The sequence below is a fragment of the Pseudomonas sp. PvP028 genome (assembly GCF_017832255.1).
Taxonomy (GTDB): domain Bacteria; phylum Pseudomonadota; class Gammaproteobacteria; order Pseudomonadales; family Pseudomonadaceae; genus Aquipseudomonas; species Aquipseudomonas syringae.
Genome location: NZ_JAFIBL010000001.1, coordinates 5,545,397 through 5,558,836, shown reverse-complemented (window position 1 = coordinate 5,558,836; position 13,440 = coordinate 5,545,397). Strand labels below are relative to the sequence as shown.

General features: G+C 58.6%; 10 protein-coding genes. 4 read left to right on the top strand and 6 right to left on the bottom strand.

What is annotated here, in order from left to right:
* Nucleotides 1-56: 56 nt before the first annotated feature.
* Entirely contained in the window at nt 57-1,124 is a 1,068-nt protein-coding gene (locus tag JOE34_RS23610) for an ABC transporter substrate-binding protein (protein WP_003317446.1), read from the bottom strand.
* 354 nt (nt 1,125-1,478) lie between these two features.
* Here JOE34_RS23610 and JOE34_RS23605 point away from each other — a divergent pair, with 354 nt between their 5' ends.
* Together JOE34_RS23605 and JOE34_RS23600 are read left to right on the top strand one after the other, a co-directional pair.
* The gene (locus JOE34_RS23605; RefSeq protein WP_003390893.1) at nt 1,479-2,198 is read left to right on the top strand and encodes a UTRA domain-containing protein; all 720 of its coding nucleotides are present in this window, start codon (nt 1,479-1,481) and stop codon (nt 2,196-2,198) included.
* Nucleotides 2,199-2,656: 458 nt separating this feature from the next.
* Nucleotides 2,657-6,679 (top strand): Ice nucleation protein, encoded by a 4,023-nt coding sequence (locus tag JOE34_RS23600; protein WP_209996728.1) that lies wholly within the window; start codon nt 2,657-2,659, stop codon nt 6,677-6,679.
* A gap of 255 nt (nt 6,680-6,934) precedes the next feature.
* Here the strand turns inward: JOE34_RS23600 and JOE34_RS23595 are convergent, their stop codons facing one another.
* From JOE34_RS23595 to minC, 5 genes are all read right to left on the bottom strand, one after another.
* On the bottom strand, nt 6,935-8,224 hold the full coding sequence (locus JOE34_RS23595; protein ID WP_003368366.1) for a M18 family aminopeptidase: 1,290 nt from the start codon (nt 8,222-8,224) through the stop codon (nt 6,935-6,937).
* 167 nt (nt 8,225-8,391) lie between these two features.
* Entirely contained in the window at nt 8,392-9,027 is a 636-nt protein-coding gene (locus JOE34_RS23590) for an RluA family pseudouridine synthase (RefSeq protein WP_003317452.1), read from the bottom strand.
* A gap of 90 nt (nt 9,028-9,117) precedes the next feature.
* Nucleotides 9,118-9,372 (bottom strand): cell division topological specificity factor MinE, encoded by a 255-nt coding sequence (gene minE / locus JOE34_RS23585; protein WP_003317453.1) that lies wholly within the window; start codon nt 9,370-9,372, stop codon nt 9,118-9,120.
* Entirely contained in the window at nt 9,372-10,184 is an 813-nt protein-coding gene (gene minD, locus JOE34_RS23580; protein WP_003317454.1) for a septum site-determining protein MinD, read from the bottom strand. The genes minE and minD overlap by 1 nt, the downstream gene beginning before the upstream one ends.
* Nucleotides 10,185-10,415: 231 nt before the next feature.
* Nucleotides 10,416-11,156 carry a septum site-determining protein MinC gene (minC, locus tag JOE34_RS23575; protein WP_063313567.1) on the bottom strand — a complete coding sequence of 247 codons (741 nt, stop codon included), beginning with the start codon at nt 11,154-11,156 and terminating at the stop codon, nt 10,416-10,418.
* A gap of 120 nt (nt 11,157-11,276) precedes the next feature.
* On the opposite strand from minC, the gene JOE34_RS23570 reads away from it, so the two are divergent.
* Nucleotides 11,277-12,209, top strand: a complete 933-nt coding sequence (locus JOE34_RS23570) for a lipid A biosynthesis lauroyl acyltransferase (protein WP_003421305.1) — start codon at nt 11,277-11,279, stop codon at nt 12,207-12,209.
* Between the two features lie 32 nt (nt 12,210-12,241).
* Entirely contained in the window at nt 12,242-13,423 is a 1,182-nt protein-coding gene (locus JOE34_RS23565; RefSeq protein WP_003421307.1) for a patatin-like phospholipase family protein, read from the top strand.
* The last annotated feature ends 17 nt before the right edge of the window (nt 13,424-13,440 follow it).

The window sequence follows — 13,440 nt, the reverse complement described above, 5'->3', positions numbered from 1 at the left end:
GGGCGAGACTGGCTCGCCCGGTGTACACGACTTCATCCCTGAGCCGCAGGAGAGAATCAGTTCATCTCGATGATGACCTGCTCGTTCCACATCTGCGGCAGCGCTTTGGAGGTTTTCTCCCACGCGTCTGCTTTCTCGATCGGCTTGGCATTTTTGTACTGGTCTTGCGGCAGCAGTTTGGCTTGAACGTCTTCAGGCAGTTTGATGTGCTCTACGCGAATCGGGCGTGCATTGCCTTCTGCCAGCCTGATCTGACCCGCATCGCTGAAGGTGTACTCACGCGCCAGCTTGGCGGCGTTCGGGTGCTTGGCGTATTTGTTGATGATGGTGGTGTAGCCGGAAATCACCGAGCCGTCCGACGGGATCAGCACCACGTAATCATCGGGCTTGGTCATCTTGGCTTTGTAACTCAGGCCATTGAAGTCCCAGACCACACCGACTTCGATTTCGCCTTTCTCGATGGTCTGAATGGTCGGGTTGGCCAGTGACAGACGCTTCTGTTTGGCCAGATCGGTGAACAGTGCCAGGCCCGGTGCGATGTTGGTTTCGTCCCCTTTCATGGCGATGGCGGCTGCCAGTACACCATTGGCAGCCTGAGCCGCAGTGCTCACGTCGCCGATGGAAACCTTGTATTTGCCGGTTTTCAGGTCAGCCCAGCTTTTCGGGATTTCAGAGCCGTGCAGCAGGTTTTTGTTAACGATGAAGGCGATGGTGCCGGTGTAGGCCAGCGCCCAGTGGCCGTCCTTGTCCTTGGCCCAGGTCGGGATTTGCTCCCAGGTGGTTGGCTTGTAAGGCTGGGTAACGCCTTTTGCTGTGGCGATAGGGCCGAACGCTGCGCCTACGTCGCCAATATCACCGCTGGCGTTGTCTTTCTCGGCCTCGAACTTGGCGATCTCCTGGGCCGAACTCATGTCGGTGTCCATGTGCTTGAGGCCATATTTGGCTTCCAGGTCTTTCCAGATGCCGCCCCAGTTTGCCCAGTCATCCGGCATGCCGAGGCTGTTGACCGCGCCTTCAGCCTTGGCAGCAGCCTCCAGCGTTTTAAGATCTGTGTCCGCAGCCATGACCAGCGAACTCATTGCCATGGCTGAACCGAGGAGTGATGCCAACAAAAGATGTTTCATTCGGAGCTCCTAGTGCACTTCTTGAGAGAAGTGTTCGTTGCGGATTGTTTGGTCTAGATCAGCAATACCTGAGCCAAGTTAGGCGTTTTGCATGACATTTTCGTGTCGTGTTACGCGAACAAAACCGTTTTTCACGGGCTCCGGCAGTGCCTGGCGCTAAGCGTAGACCATCGCAACGTGCCCGCTGAGCAGGGGTTTCAGGGCTGTTTTCGGCACAGTTGGCATGGAACGTGATTTGTCCTGTAACAGGACAGTCATCTACCCGGCCTAGGCTCATCGCAAAGGAGCCAACGACGTTGGCCGCACTGATGTACGCCTCGTAACAGGGCTGGTCTAGTCCAGATGGATACCGGAATGCGCGAAGATGTGCCACGGGCGGTAACAACGATTTGCCATGCGCTGCAGGAGCAGATCGAACATGGCCTGTTGCCGCATGGCAGCAAGTTGCCCGCAGAGCGCAAGCTCAGCGAGGTATTCGCCACCACCCGCATTACCTTGCGTGAAGCGCTGTTGCAGCTCGAAGCGCAGGGGCTGATCTATCGGGAAGAGCGGCGCGGCTGGTTCATCTCCCCGCCGCGACTGGCCTATGACCTGATCAGGCGCAGCCATTTCCACGCGATGGTCTGTGCCCAGGGAAGGGTGCCGCACACCCAGCTTCTGTCAGCACGCCTGCAACCTGCTTCAGCGCTGATCTGCGAAATGCTGGAACTGCCCGCGCTGTCGAGCGTGATCCAGATCTGCCGTGCGCGTCGTATCGATCAGCGCCTGGTGCTCTACGTGGAGCATTACCTGAGACCGGAGTTGTTCCCCGGCATTCTCGAGCATGATCTGAACGAATCACTCACCGAGCTTTATGCTCGCAGTTATGACGTGCATTACGGGCAGGTGCGTTTCGACATGGTGCCGACCGCGTTGCATGCCGATGCGGCTGCCGCCCTGAAGGTTTCGCTTGGCAGCCCGGGCCTGCGCATTGCACGTGTCAATTATGATCGCAAAGATCGGTTGATCGACTGTGACCTCGAATACTGGCGTCATGATGCTATTCATGTGCGCGCCGAGGTGCATGGAGACTGAATGCCGGTGTGGCAAACTGGCTTTGTGGGCACTGACCTGCAACTCGTTAGTTGACTGTTTTTTATAAGTAAATACTCGTTTCGTTGATAAAAACTTGCGCAGTCCACCGCCTCTTTAATAGGTTTTGTATAAAGCCTACGTTTGATTAACAAAAAAAATCAATGAGCGTTATTCTATTGCTTCTGGCGACGCAGGGTTAAATTAGTGGGTTTTTTTCATGAGATTTTCCAGAGTAATTATTCTAATTTTTAGCGAGCTGTAAGAAAAATCTCAATCTTAATTAATACTTCTTAATAGGGTGTGGTAGGTTTTTAGTGTGGAAGGGGGTGCGCTGCTTAGTTGGTGTTATATGCACCATCGTTCCACTTTAGGATTAAGGCTGACATGGCGGTTGTCCTGTAAAGCAATGCTTGATAAGTGCAGCTGCTTTTATTTAAAGGATCTATGAGGATGCTGTAATGAATCTCGACAAGGCGTTGGTGCTGCGTACCTGTGCAAATAACATGGCCGATCATTGCGGCCTTATATGGCCCGCTTCTGGCACGGTGGAATCCAAATACTGGCAGTCAACCAGGCGGCATGAGAATGGTCTGGTCGGTTTACTGTGGGGCGCTGGAACCAGCGCTTTTCTAAGCGTGCATGCCGATGCGCGATGGATTGTCTGTGAAGTCGCCGTTGCCGACATCATCAGTCTGGAAGAACCGGGAATGGTCAAGTTTCCGCGGGCCGAGGTGGTTCATGTCGGCGACAGGATCAGCGCGTCACACTTCATTTCGGCACGTCAGGCCGACCCTGCATCAACGCCAACGCCAACGCCAATGACCGCGCCCACGCCCACGCCCGCGACAGCAAATGTCACGTTACCGGTGGCCGAACAGGCCAGTCATGAAGTGTTCGATGTGGCGTTGGTCAGCGCGGCTGCCCCCCCGGTAAATACCCTGCCGGTGACGACGCCGCAGAATTTGCAGACCGCCACTTACGGCAGCACTTTGAGCGGCGACAACCACAGTCGACTCATTGCCGGTTATGGCAGTAACGAGACTGCTGGCAACCACAGTGATCTGATTGCCGGTTATGGAAGTACGGGCACCTCCGGCTCCGACAGCTCGCTGGTAGCAGGCTATGGAAGCACCCAGACCGCCGGTGGGGACAGCGCGCTGACGGCGGGTTACGGCAGCACCCAGACCGCCCGCGAAGGCAGCAACCTGACGGCAGGGTATGGCAGTACGGGAACAGCTGGCTCGGATAGTTCGTTGATCGCCGGTTACGGCAGTACTCAGACTTCCGGAGAAGACAGCTCGCTCACAGCGGGTTACGGCAGCACGCAAACGGCTCAGGAAGGCAGCAACCTGACGGCCGGGTACGGCAGCACCGGCACGGCGGGCTCCGATAGCTCACTGATCGCCGGTTATGGCAGTACACAGACCTCTGGAGGTGACAGCTCGCTGACGGCGGGTTACGGCAGCACGCAGACGGCCCAGGAAGGCAGTAACCTGACGGCCGGGTACGGCAGCACCGGCACGGCGGGCTCGGACAGTTCGTTGATCGCCGGTTACGGCAGTACTCAGACTTCCGGAGAAGACAGCTCGCTCACGGCGGGTTACGGCAGCACGCAAACGGCTCAGGAAGGCAGCAATCTCACCGCAGGGTATGGCAGTACCGGCACTGCGGGCTCGGATAGCTCGTTGATCGCCGGTTACGGCAGTACCCAAACTTCGGGCGGCGACAGTTCGCTGACCGCAGGCTACGGCAGCACGCAGACGGCTCAGGAAGGCAGCAACCTGACCTCCGGGTACGGCAGCACTGGTACCGCAGGTGCCGACAGCTCGTTGATCGCCGGCTATGGCAGCACGCAGACTTCGGGAAGCGACAGCGCCCTGACCGCAGGTTACGGCAGCACGCAGACGGCTCAGGAAGGCAGCAATCTCACTGCTGGGTATGGCAGCACCGGCACGGCAGGTTCCGACAGCTCGCTGATCGCCGGTTACGGCAGCACGCAAACCTCGGGCAGCGACAGTTCGCTCACGGCGGGTTACGGCAGTACGCAGACGGCCCAGGAGGGCAGCAATCTGACGGCGGGGTACGGCAGCACGAGTACAGCAGGTGTCGACAGCTCTCTGATCGCGGGATACGGCAGCACGCAGACCTCGGGAAGTGACAGTGCGCTGACAGCAGGTTACGGCAGTACACAGACGGCTCAGGAAGGCAGCAACCTGACTGCGGGTTACGGCAGCACTGGCACAGCAGGTGCCGACAGTTCGCTGATCGCGGGATACGGCAGCACGCAGACCTCGGGAAGTGACAGTGCGCTGACGGCAGGTTACGGCAGTACACAGACCGCCCAGGAGGGCAGCAACCTGACTGCGGGCTACGGCAGTACTGGAACGGCAGGTGCCGACAGTTCGCTGATCGCGGGATATGGCAGCACGCAGACATCAGGCAGCGAAAGTTCGCTCACCGCAGGCTATGGCAGTACCCAGACTGCCCGTGAAGGCAGCACCCTGACGGCCGGGTATGGCAGTACGGGAACAGCTGGCGCTGACAGCTCGTTGATCGCCGGTTACGGCAGCACACAAACCTCGGGCAGTGAAAGCTCGCTCACGGCAGGTTATGGCAGTACCCAGACCGCACAGCAGGGCAGCGTACTCACCTCAGGCTATGGCAGTACGCAAACGGCCGGGGCTGCCAGTAACCTCACCACCGGCTACGGAAGTACAGGCACCGCAGGGCATGAAAGCTTCATCATCGCGGGTTACGGGAGTACACAGACAGCGGGCCACAAAAGTATCCTGACCGCTGGTTATGGCAGTACCCAGACGGCCAGGGACGGTAGCGACCTGATTGCGGGCTATGGCAGTACGGGGACCGCAGGCTCAGGCAGTTCGCTGATCGCAGGTTATGGCAGCACCCAGACCGCGAGCTACAGAAGCATGCTGACCGCCGGTTATGGCAGTACCCAGACCGCCAGAGAACACAGTGACCTTGTCACAGGCTATGGCAGCACTTCGACGGCAGGGTCAAACAGTTCGCTGATCGCCGGCTACGGCAGCACTCAGACGGCGGGTTTCAAAAGCATACTGACCGCAGGTTATGGCAGTACACAGACAGCACAGGAGCGCAGCGACCTGGTCGCAGGCTACGGCAGCACGTCGACTGCGGGCTATTCCAGTTCCTTGATCGCCGGCTATGGCAGCACGCAGACGGCAGGCTACGGGAGCACCTTGACGACCGGTTATGGCAGTACGCAAACCGCTCAGGAAAACAGCTCGCTCACCACAGGTTACGGAAGTACCTCTACTGCGGGCTATTCCAGCTCGCTGATCGCGGGTTACGGCAGTACCCAGACGGCGGGCTACGAGAGCACGTTGACCGCCGGTTACGGCAGTACGCAAACCGCGCAGGAGCGCAGTGACCTGGTGACAGGTTATGGCAGTACTTCCACTGCTGGCTACGCGAGTTCGTTGATTGCGGGTTATGGCAGTACGCAGACTGCGGGTTACGAGAGCACCTTGACCGCCGGTTACGGCAGTACGCAAACCGCACAGGAAAACAGCTCGCTCACCACCGGCTACGGAAGTACTTCCACTGCCGGCTTTGCCAGCTCGCTGATCGCCGGTTATGGCAGTACGCAGACAGCCGGCTATAAAAGTACCCTTACGGCCGGTTACGGCAGTACTCAGACCGCAGAGTACGGAAGCTCGCTTACTGCGGGCTACGGCAGCACTGCAACGGCCGGGCAGGACAGTTCATTGATAGCCGGTTATGGCAGCTCCCTGACCAGCGGAATCAGGAGTTTTCTGACCGCAGGCTATGGCAGCACGCTGATCGCCGGACTTCGCAGCGTTTTGATCGCCGGTTATGGCAGTAGTCTTACATCGGGCATTCGCAGCACATTGACTGCGGGTTATGGCAGTAACCAGATTGCAAGTTACGGCAGCTCGTTGATTGCAGGCCATGAAAGCATTCAGGTCGCCGGAAATAAAAGCATGCTGATCGCCGGCAAGGGCAGCTCGCAGACAGCAGGTTTTCGCAGCACGCTGATTGCCGGTGCGGGCAGCGTACAACTGGCGGGTGATCGCAGCAGGTTGATTGCCGGTGCAGACAGTAATCAGACCGCGGGTGACCGCAGCAAACTACTGGCCGGTAATAACAGTTATCTGACTGCCGGCGATCGAAGCAAACTGACCGGCGGACATGACTGCACCTTGATGGCGGGAGACCAAAGCAGATTGACCGCTGGAAAGAACAGTATCTTGACGGCAGGCGCGCGTAGCAAGCTTATTGGCAGTGAAGGCTCGACGCTCTCGGCGGGAGAAGACTCCACCCTTATTTTCAGGCTCTGGGACGGGAAGAGGTACAGGCAATTGGTTGCCAGAACGGGTGAGAACGGTGTTGAAGCCGACATACCGTATTACGTGAACGAAGAGGACGATATTGTCGATAAACCCGACGAGGACGATGACTGGATAGAGGTCGAGTAGCCCGCGTTATTCCAGCACTCCACGACTGAATCATCGACAGGGTGCGTCGATGGAATTCGGGACATGAAGTCCCTTTATAAACTAACGACTTGTTGTTGCGTACCAGGTGGGTATGCCTGACGCAGGCAAACGCATCTTTTTTATCGTTGTGATTAGAGAAAGTTTTATTTCTTTCCATGGGCATTTTAGCGGGCGTCAACACCAACATGCGGGAGCAGCAGGCCGCTCCCACGTTATCGGTGATCGCCTCAGCCGTTATGGCAACTCGTGGCTGGCATAGAACGCGCTCAGTACCTTGACCAGGTGCGCCAGGTCATGGCTGCCTGCCAGTTCGCGAATCGAGTGCATGGCGAACGTCGGCAAGCCGATGTCTACCGTGCGAATACCCAGATGACTGGCAGTGATCGGTCCGATGGTCGAGCCGCAACCCATATCGCTGCGCACCACAAAGCTCTGCACCGGGACTTCTTCGGCCATGCACAGATGGCGGAAGAAACCGGCGGTTTCGCTGTTGGTGGCGTAACGCTGGTTGCTGTTGACCTTGATCACCGGCCCGGCGTTGAGCTTGGGACCATGATTGGCGTCGTGCTTGTCAGCGTAGTTGGGATGAATGCCGTGGGCGTTATCGGCTGAGATCAGCAGCGACTTCTGAATCGTGCGCACGTAGTCTTCGCTGCTTGGCAACAGGCGCTGGACGATCTGCTCGAGCATCGCACCGTCTGCGCCACAAGCGGAAGACGAGCCGACCTCTTCGTGATCGGTGCACACCAGCAGGGCGGTTTCGTCGCTCTCGGTGTTGAGCAGTGCCTGCATCCCGGCGAAACACGACAACAGGTTGTCCAGGCGTGCACCTGCCAGGAAGTCCCCGTTGAGGCCGACCACGGCGGCGCCCTGAGTGTCGTAGAAACTCAGCTCGTAATCGAGTACCACATCGGCATTGAGTCCGTGTTCGCGGGCCAGTTGGTCGGTCAGCAGCGCCCGGAAGTCCGCTCGCTCGTCACCGGCAACCTGCGCCAGAATGGGGGGCAGTTCGTTTTGCGCGTTGATCGCCCAGCCTTCGTTGGCCGTGCGGTTCAGGTGAATCGCCAGATTGGGAATCACGGCGATCGGCAGCTTGAAGTCGATCAGTTGGCTTTCCACCTTGCCATCACGGCGGAAAGTGACACGACCGGCCAGCGACAGATCACGATCGAACCAGGGAGCCAGCAAGGCGCCGCCGTAGACTTCGACGCCCAATTGCCAAAAACCCTGACGTTGCAGTTCCGGTTGCGGCTTGACCCGCAGGCACGGGCTGTCGGTGTGTGCGCCGACCATGCGGATGCCGCCAGTGAGTGGCGACTGACGACCCATCCGGAAAGCGACGATAGAAGAGTCATTACGGGTAACGAAGTAACGACCGCCGGTTTCTACCGCCCACGTGTCACGTTCGTCCAGCCGCTGAAAACCTGCGGCTTCGAAGTGTTGCACGAGTGTGGCAGTGGCGTGGAAGGGGGTAGGAGAGGCCTTCAGGAAATCAATGAGGCCTTTGTTCAACTCTGCGCGCATAAATAGCTCCAGACAACAATGGCGCGAGTTTACCGTATTGGATGATGTGCTGCCTTGGGTTGCGCTTATCGCGATACACAAGCCCGACGGGCTCTCGTGCCGACGCTCTATGTTGCATGCATTTCGTGACGCGGAGCATCTGCAAGATAGTCAGCGCATCATTCAGATCAGAACGGCGCAGCACACTCGAAGGTCATTCGCTCGCCAGTCCCAGGATGCGTGAAGCTCAGCATGCTGGCATGCAGACACAGACGCGGATAGGCCGCCAGTGCTTCCGGATGCGCGTACAGACCATCACCCAATAGCGGATGCCCGATCGACAGCATATGCACACGCAACTGATGCGAGCGGCCGGTGATCGGTGTGAGCTCGACACGACAGTGAGTATCATGCCGCTCGACAACCTTCCAGAACGTCAGCGCGTGTTTGCCACCCTCGTGATCCACCACATGCCGGGGCTTGGTGGGCGGGTCATAGCGCAATGGCAGATCGATACTGCCGCTGTCCAGGGACGGTTGCCCCCAACACAGCGCTGTGTAGGCTTTCTCGGTTTCGCGGTCATGAAACTGACGCGACAGCTCGCGATGCGTATCGGCATCACGGGCCAGCAGAATGATGCCCGAGGTTTCCCAGTCCAGGCGATGGACGATACGCGCTTCGGGGTAACCGTTTTCCTGCAGGCGGGTAATCAGGCAATCCTTGTTATCGTCGGCACGGCCGGGAACGGAAAGCAGCAGGGTAGGCTTATCGATCACCAGAACGGCGGCGTCCTGATGAATGATGCGGATGTTCGACAACGGCATGCAACGGCCTCGAAACGCTAGAAACGCCAACGGCGGCAAGGGCGCAGCTTCCGTAGAAGTGCGCCGATACCGCCGCGAGCGACTGCCTGATCAGCGATCGGGCAGGGTGATATTGAGTTCCAGAATCGAACAGCTGCCCTGGCTTTCCAGAGCAACCTGTACCTGATCAGACTCGATATTGACGTATTTACGGATCACTTCCACCAGCTCTTTCTGCAGCGCAGGAAGGTAGTCCGGAGTACTGCGTTGGCCGCGTTCGTGAGCAACGATGATCTGTAGACGCTCTTTCGCTACCGAGGCCGTGCTTCCTTTTTTGCGGTCACGAAAGAAGTCAAAAATATTCATTAATTACCCCCGAACAGGCGTTCAAAGAATCCTTTCTTATGCACATCCAGAAACCGGTGCTCAAGTGTTTTGCCCAGCAGGCGGTCAACCGCATCGCTGTAGGCCTGACCCGCGTCGCTCTGGTCATCGAGAATGACCGGCACACCCTGGTTGGAAGCTTTCAGTACAGCCTGGGATTCGGGAATCACGCCGAGCAGGGTGACGGCAAGGATTTCCTTGACGTCTTCCACACCGAGCATTTCGCCCTTGCTGACGCGCTCAGGGTTGTAGCGGGTCAGCAGCAAGTGTTCCTTGATCGGGTCTTCGCCACGTTCGGCGCGACGCGATTTGCTGGCCAGCAGGCCCAGCATGCGGTCGGAGTCACGTACCGACGAGACTTCAGGGTTGGTCACGACGATGGCTTCGTCGGCGAAGTACATGGCCAGGTGAGCACCGGTTTCGATGCCGGCCGGCGAATCGCAGACGATGTATTCGAAGGATTCCTTCAGTTCCATGAGGACTTTTTCAACGCCCTCCTTGGTCAGTGCTTCCTTGTCGCGGGTCTGGCTGGCGGCCAGCACGAACAGGCCTTCGATCTTCTTGTCCTTGATCAGCGCCTGTTGCAGGTTGGCTTCGCCATTGACCACGTTGACGAAGTCATACACGACACGACGTTCGCAACCCATGATCAGGTCGAGGTTACGCAGGCCGACGTCGAAGTCGACGATGACTGTCTTGTGGCCGCGCAGTGCGAGACCGGTACCGATGGCGGCGCTGGTGGTGGTCTTGCCCACACCACCCTTGCCGGATGTAACAACGAGAATCTTGGCCAAGGTGTATCACCCCTAGAGGAAAAGGACATTGAGTCCCTGAAAGGCATCTCTTGGCGCCGCGTCCGCCGAAGCATTCTGGAAATCCTGGGGTCTGATTCCGGAAAGCTAGCACTAAGCTACTACTTTCGACTCATATACCCGCTGAAAAGCAGTGCTTTTCAGAACTTCCTGCCGCCTTCACGACAATTTCGCGACGAATCAGAGATGCTTTGAAAATTGCGGCAGTATCCGTTAAAGACGAATGATGTTCAACACATCACCTGACAAGCTGATCTGGACCGGCGAGCCCCATAACGGGTCCCTGCGCAAGTCCTCGGACACCTTGTATTGCCCGGCAATCGAAATCAGCTCGGCACTCAACTGCTGACAGAAGATCCGTGCCTTGGTATCGCCCTTTATTCCCGCCAGTGCCCTGCCACGCATCGGGCCGTAGACATGGATGTTTCCATCGGCGAGAAGTTCCGCACCGGGACTGACCGGAGCGACTACCACCAGGTCGCCGCCCTGGGCGTATATCTGCTGACCGCCGCGTACTGGAGCGGTAATCACGCGGGTCGGCTTGATCAGGGATTCGGGCGGTTTTTCCGGAATTTTTTTCGGTGCTTCGGCTTCAACCGGTTCGATCACGCGTTCACGTGCGCCGGACGGTGGCAGGACCGGGAGGTCGACGGCAATCGCCGCAGCAATGTCTTCGATACGGTTGGCGCGGATCGCCAGGGTGCGCAGGCCGTGCTGGCGACAGATACGCACCAGGCCCGGGAGGTCCACCGGACCCTCGTGCGGTGCGAGTTTGTCCAGAGCCAGGATCAACGGCGTATTGCTGAAGAAGTTGGGGGCTTGTGCAACCTTGGCCGCCAACTGCCTGTCGAGCGCTTCAAGGTTGGTTCGGGCCAGCTCCATCACGGTGATGGCGAGCATGCTGCCCTTGAGCTGAAATACAGGTTCCGGGTTTTGCGATTCAATCTGGCTCATGGTTGATATACACAACAGCTTGTCGCTAAAAGTGCCGAGACTTATAGCGAGAACGCCCGCGAGCCGCAAGCGGCTAGAACCGTTGTAGAATGCGCGGCCTTTGTTCTGACGGAAGCCCAAATGGATCGCCCGCGCTTTAAAGCCAGTTTCCTTCACCCCCGTTTCTGGCCGCTATGGCTGGGACTGGGGCTCTTGTGGCTGATTGTCCAATTGCCATTTCGCGTTCTGCTGGTCATCGGTCGGGCACTGGGCGCCATCATGTACCGTGTGGCCACTGATCGAAAAAAAATCGCGGCACGCAATCTGGAGCTGTGCTTCCCGCATTTGTCCGCGGCCGAGCGCAAGCGTCTGCTCAAGGAAAACTTCGCCTCCACCGGGATTGCCTTCTTCGAGATGGCCATGAGCTGGTGGTGGTCGAAAAAACGTCTGGCCAGGCTTGCCCACGTCGAAGGGCTCGAGCATTTGCAGAATGCCCAGGAAAAAGGCGAGGGCGTGATTCTGATGGCGCTGCATTTCACCACGCTGGAAATCGGCGCGGCGCTTTTGGGCCAGCAGCACACCATCGACGGCATGTATCGCGAACACAAGAGCCCGTTGTTCGACTTCGTCCAGCGTCGCGGGCGTGAGCGCCATAACCTTGATTCGCTGGCTGTGGAGCGAGACGACGTGCGCGGCATGCTCAAGTTACTGCGTGCCGGCCGGGCGATCTGGTATGCGCCGGATCAGGACTATGGCGCCAAGCAGAGCATTTTTGTGCCGCTGTTCGGCATCCAGGCCGCCACCGTGACCGCCACCAGCAAGTTCGCCCGACTGGGCCGTGCGCAGGTCGTGCCCTTCACTCAGCGGCGTCTGGCAGACGGCAGCGGTTACCGGCTGGTGATTCATCCGCCGCTGGACAACTTTCCGGGTGAGAGCGACGAAGCCGATTGCCTGCGCATCAATCAATGGGTAGAAAGGGCTGTCACTGAATGTCCGGAACAGTATCTTTGGGCCCATCGACGCTTTAAAAGTCGACCAGCCGGTGAACAGAAGCTATACGAGAAGCATAGATAAAAAGCGTCGTTGATCACCGAGGTCAGTCGTAGATGCAGGATCGCGCAGTAACGAGCAGTGCAGTAAGCGGTGTCGAGCCTGTAACCGGGCTGATTTTATCGGGTGGCGGGGCGCGTGCGGCCTATCAGGTCGGCGTACTGGCAGGCATTGCCGATCTGCTGCCTCCCGGTTCGCCCAATCCCTTTCCGGTCATCGTCGGTACGTCGGCTGGCGCGATCAATGCCGTCAAACTGGCCAGTGGCGCGCTGCATTTTCGAATCGCCATCCATCAATTGACCGAGTTCTGGCAGTCATTTCGCAGCCATCAGGTGCTGCGCAGCGACTGGTCGGGGGTGATTCATCAGGCCAGCCGTTTTTTCGGTCGCAGCCTGTTGGGTTTCGGACGCAATATCCCGGTCGCCTTGCTCAACAGTTCGCCCCTGCGTGACCTGCTCAATGATCGGCTGGACCTGTCCGGAATCGAAGCGGCCATCGATGCTCATCATCTGCGTGCAGTGGCGGTGACGGCCTTCGGTTACGAATCGGGTCAGGCGGTTACGTTCTATCAGGGCCGCGGTACGATTGAACCCTGGCTGAGACATCGCCGCATCGGCCGTCCGACGCAACTGACCGTGGATCACTTGCTCGCCAGCTCAGCCATTCCCTTGCTGTTCGCCCCCGTGATGCTGGACGAGGAATACTTTGGCGACGGGGCCGTGCGCCAGTCGGCACCGATCAGCCCGGCGCTGCATCTGGGCGCCAATCGTGTGCTGGTGGTCGGCGTCAGCGGCAACCCGCGCGGCCTCAAGGCCGAAAGACCGGCACCCCGCGCGCCACGCGGCGCTCAGCCAAGCCTGGCGCAGATCAGCGGCCACATGCTCAACAGCACCTTCATCGACAATCTGGAAAGCGATATCGAACTGCTGGAACGCTTGAACACCGCCAGTGCGTTGCTGCCCGAGGATCAGGCCCGGCAGCCGGGCATGGAGCCGGTGGAAGTGCTGGTGATTTCGCCGAGCCGTCCGCTGGATGAAATCGCCGCTCGTCACCGCCGCGAGCTGCCCCCCGCGCTGCGCACCTTTCTGCGCGGGCCGGGTGCGACCAAGAGCAGCGGGGCCAGTGTGCTGAGCTATCTGCTGTTCGAGTCAGGTTATTGCAGCGAATTGATCGAACTGGGGCGTCACGATGCGATTGCTCAGGGTGCCGAACTTAAGCGCTTTTTGCGTCTGGATTAACGCGGCCAGACAGAGGC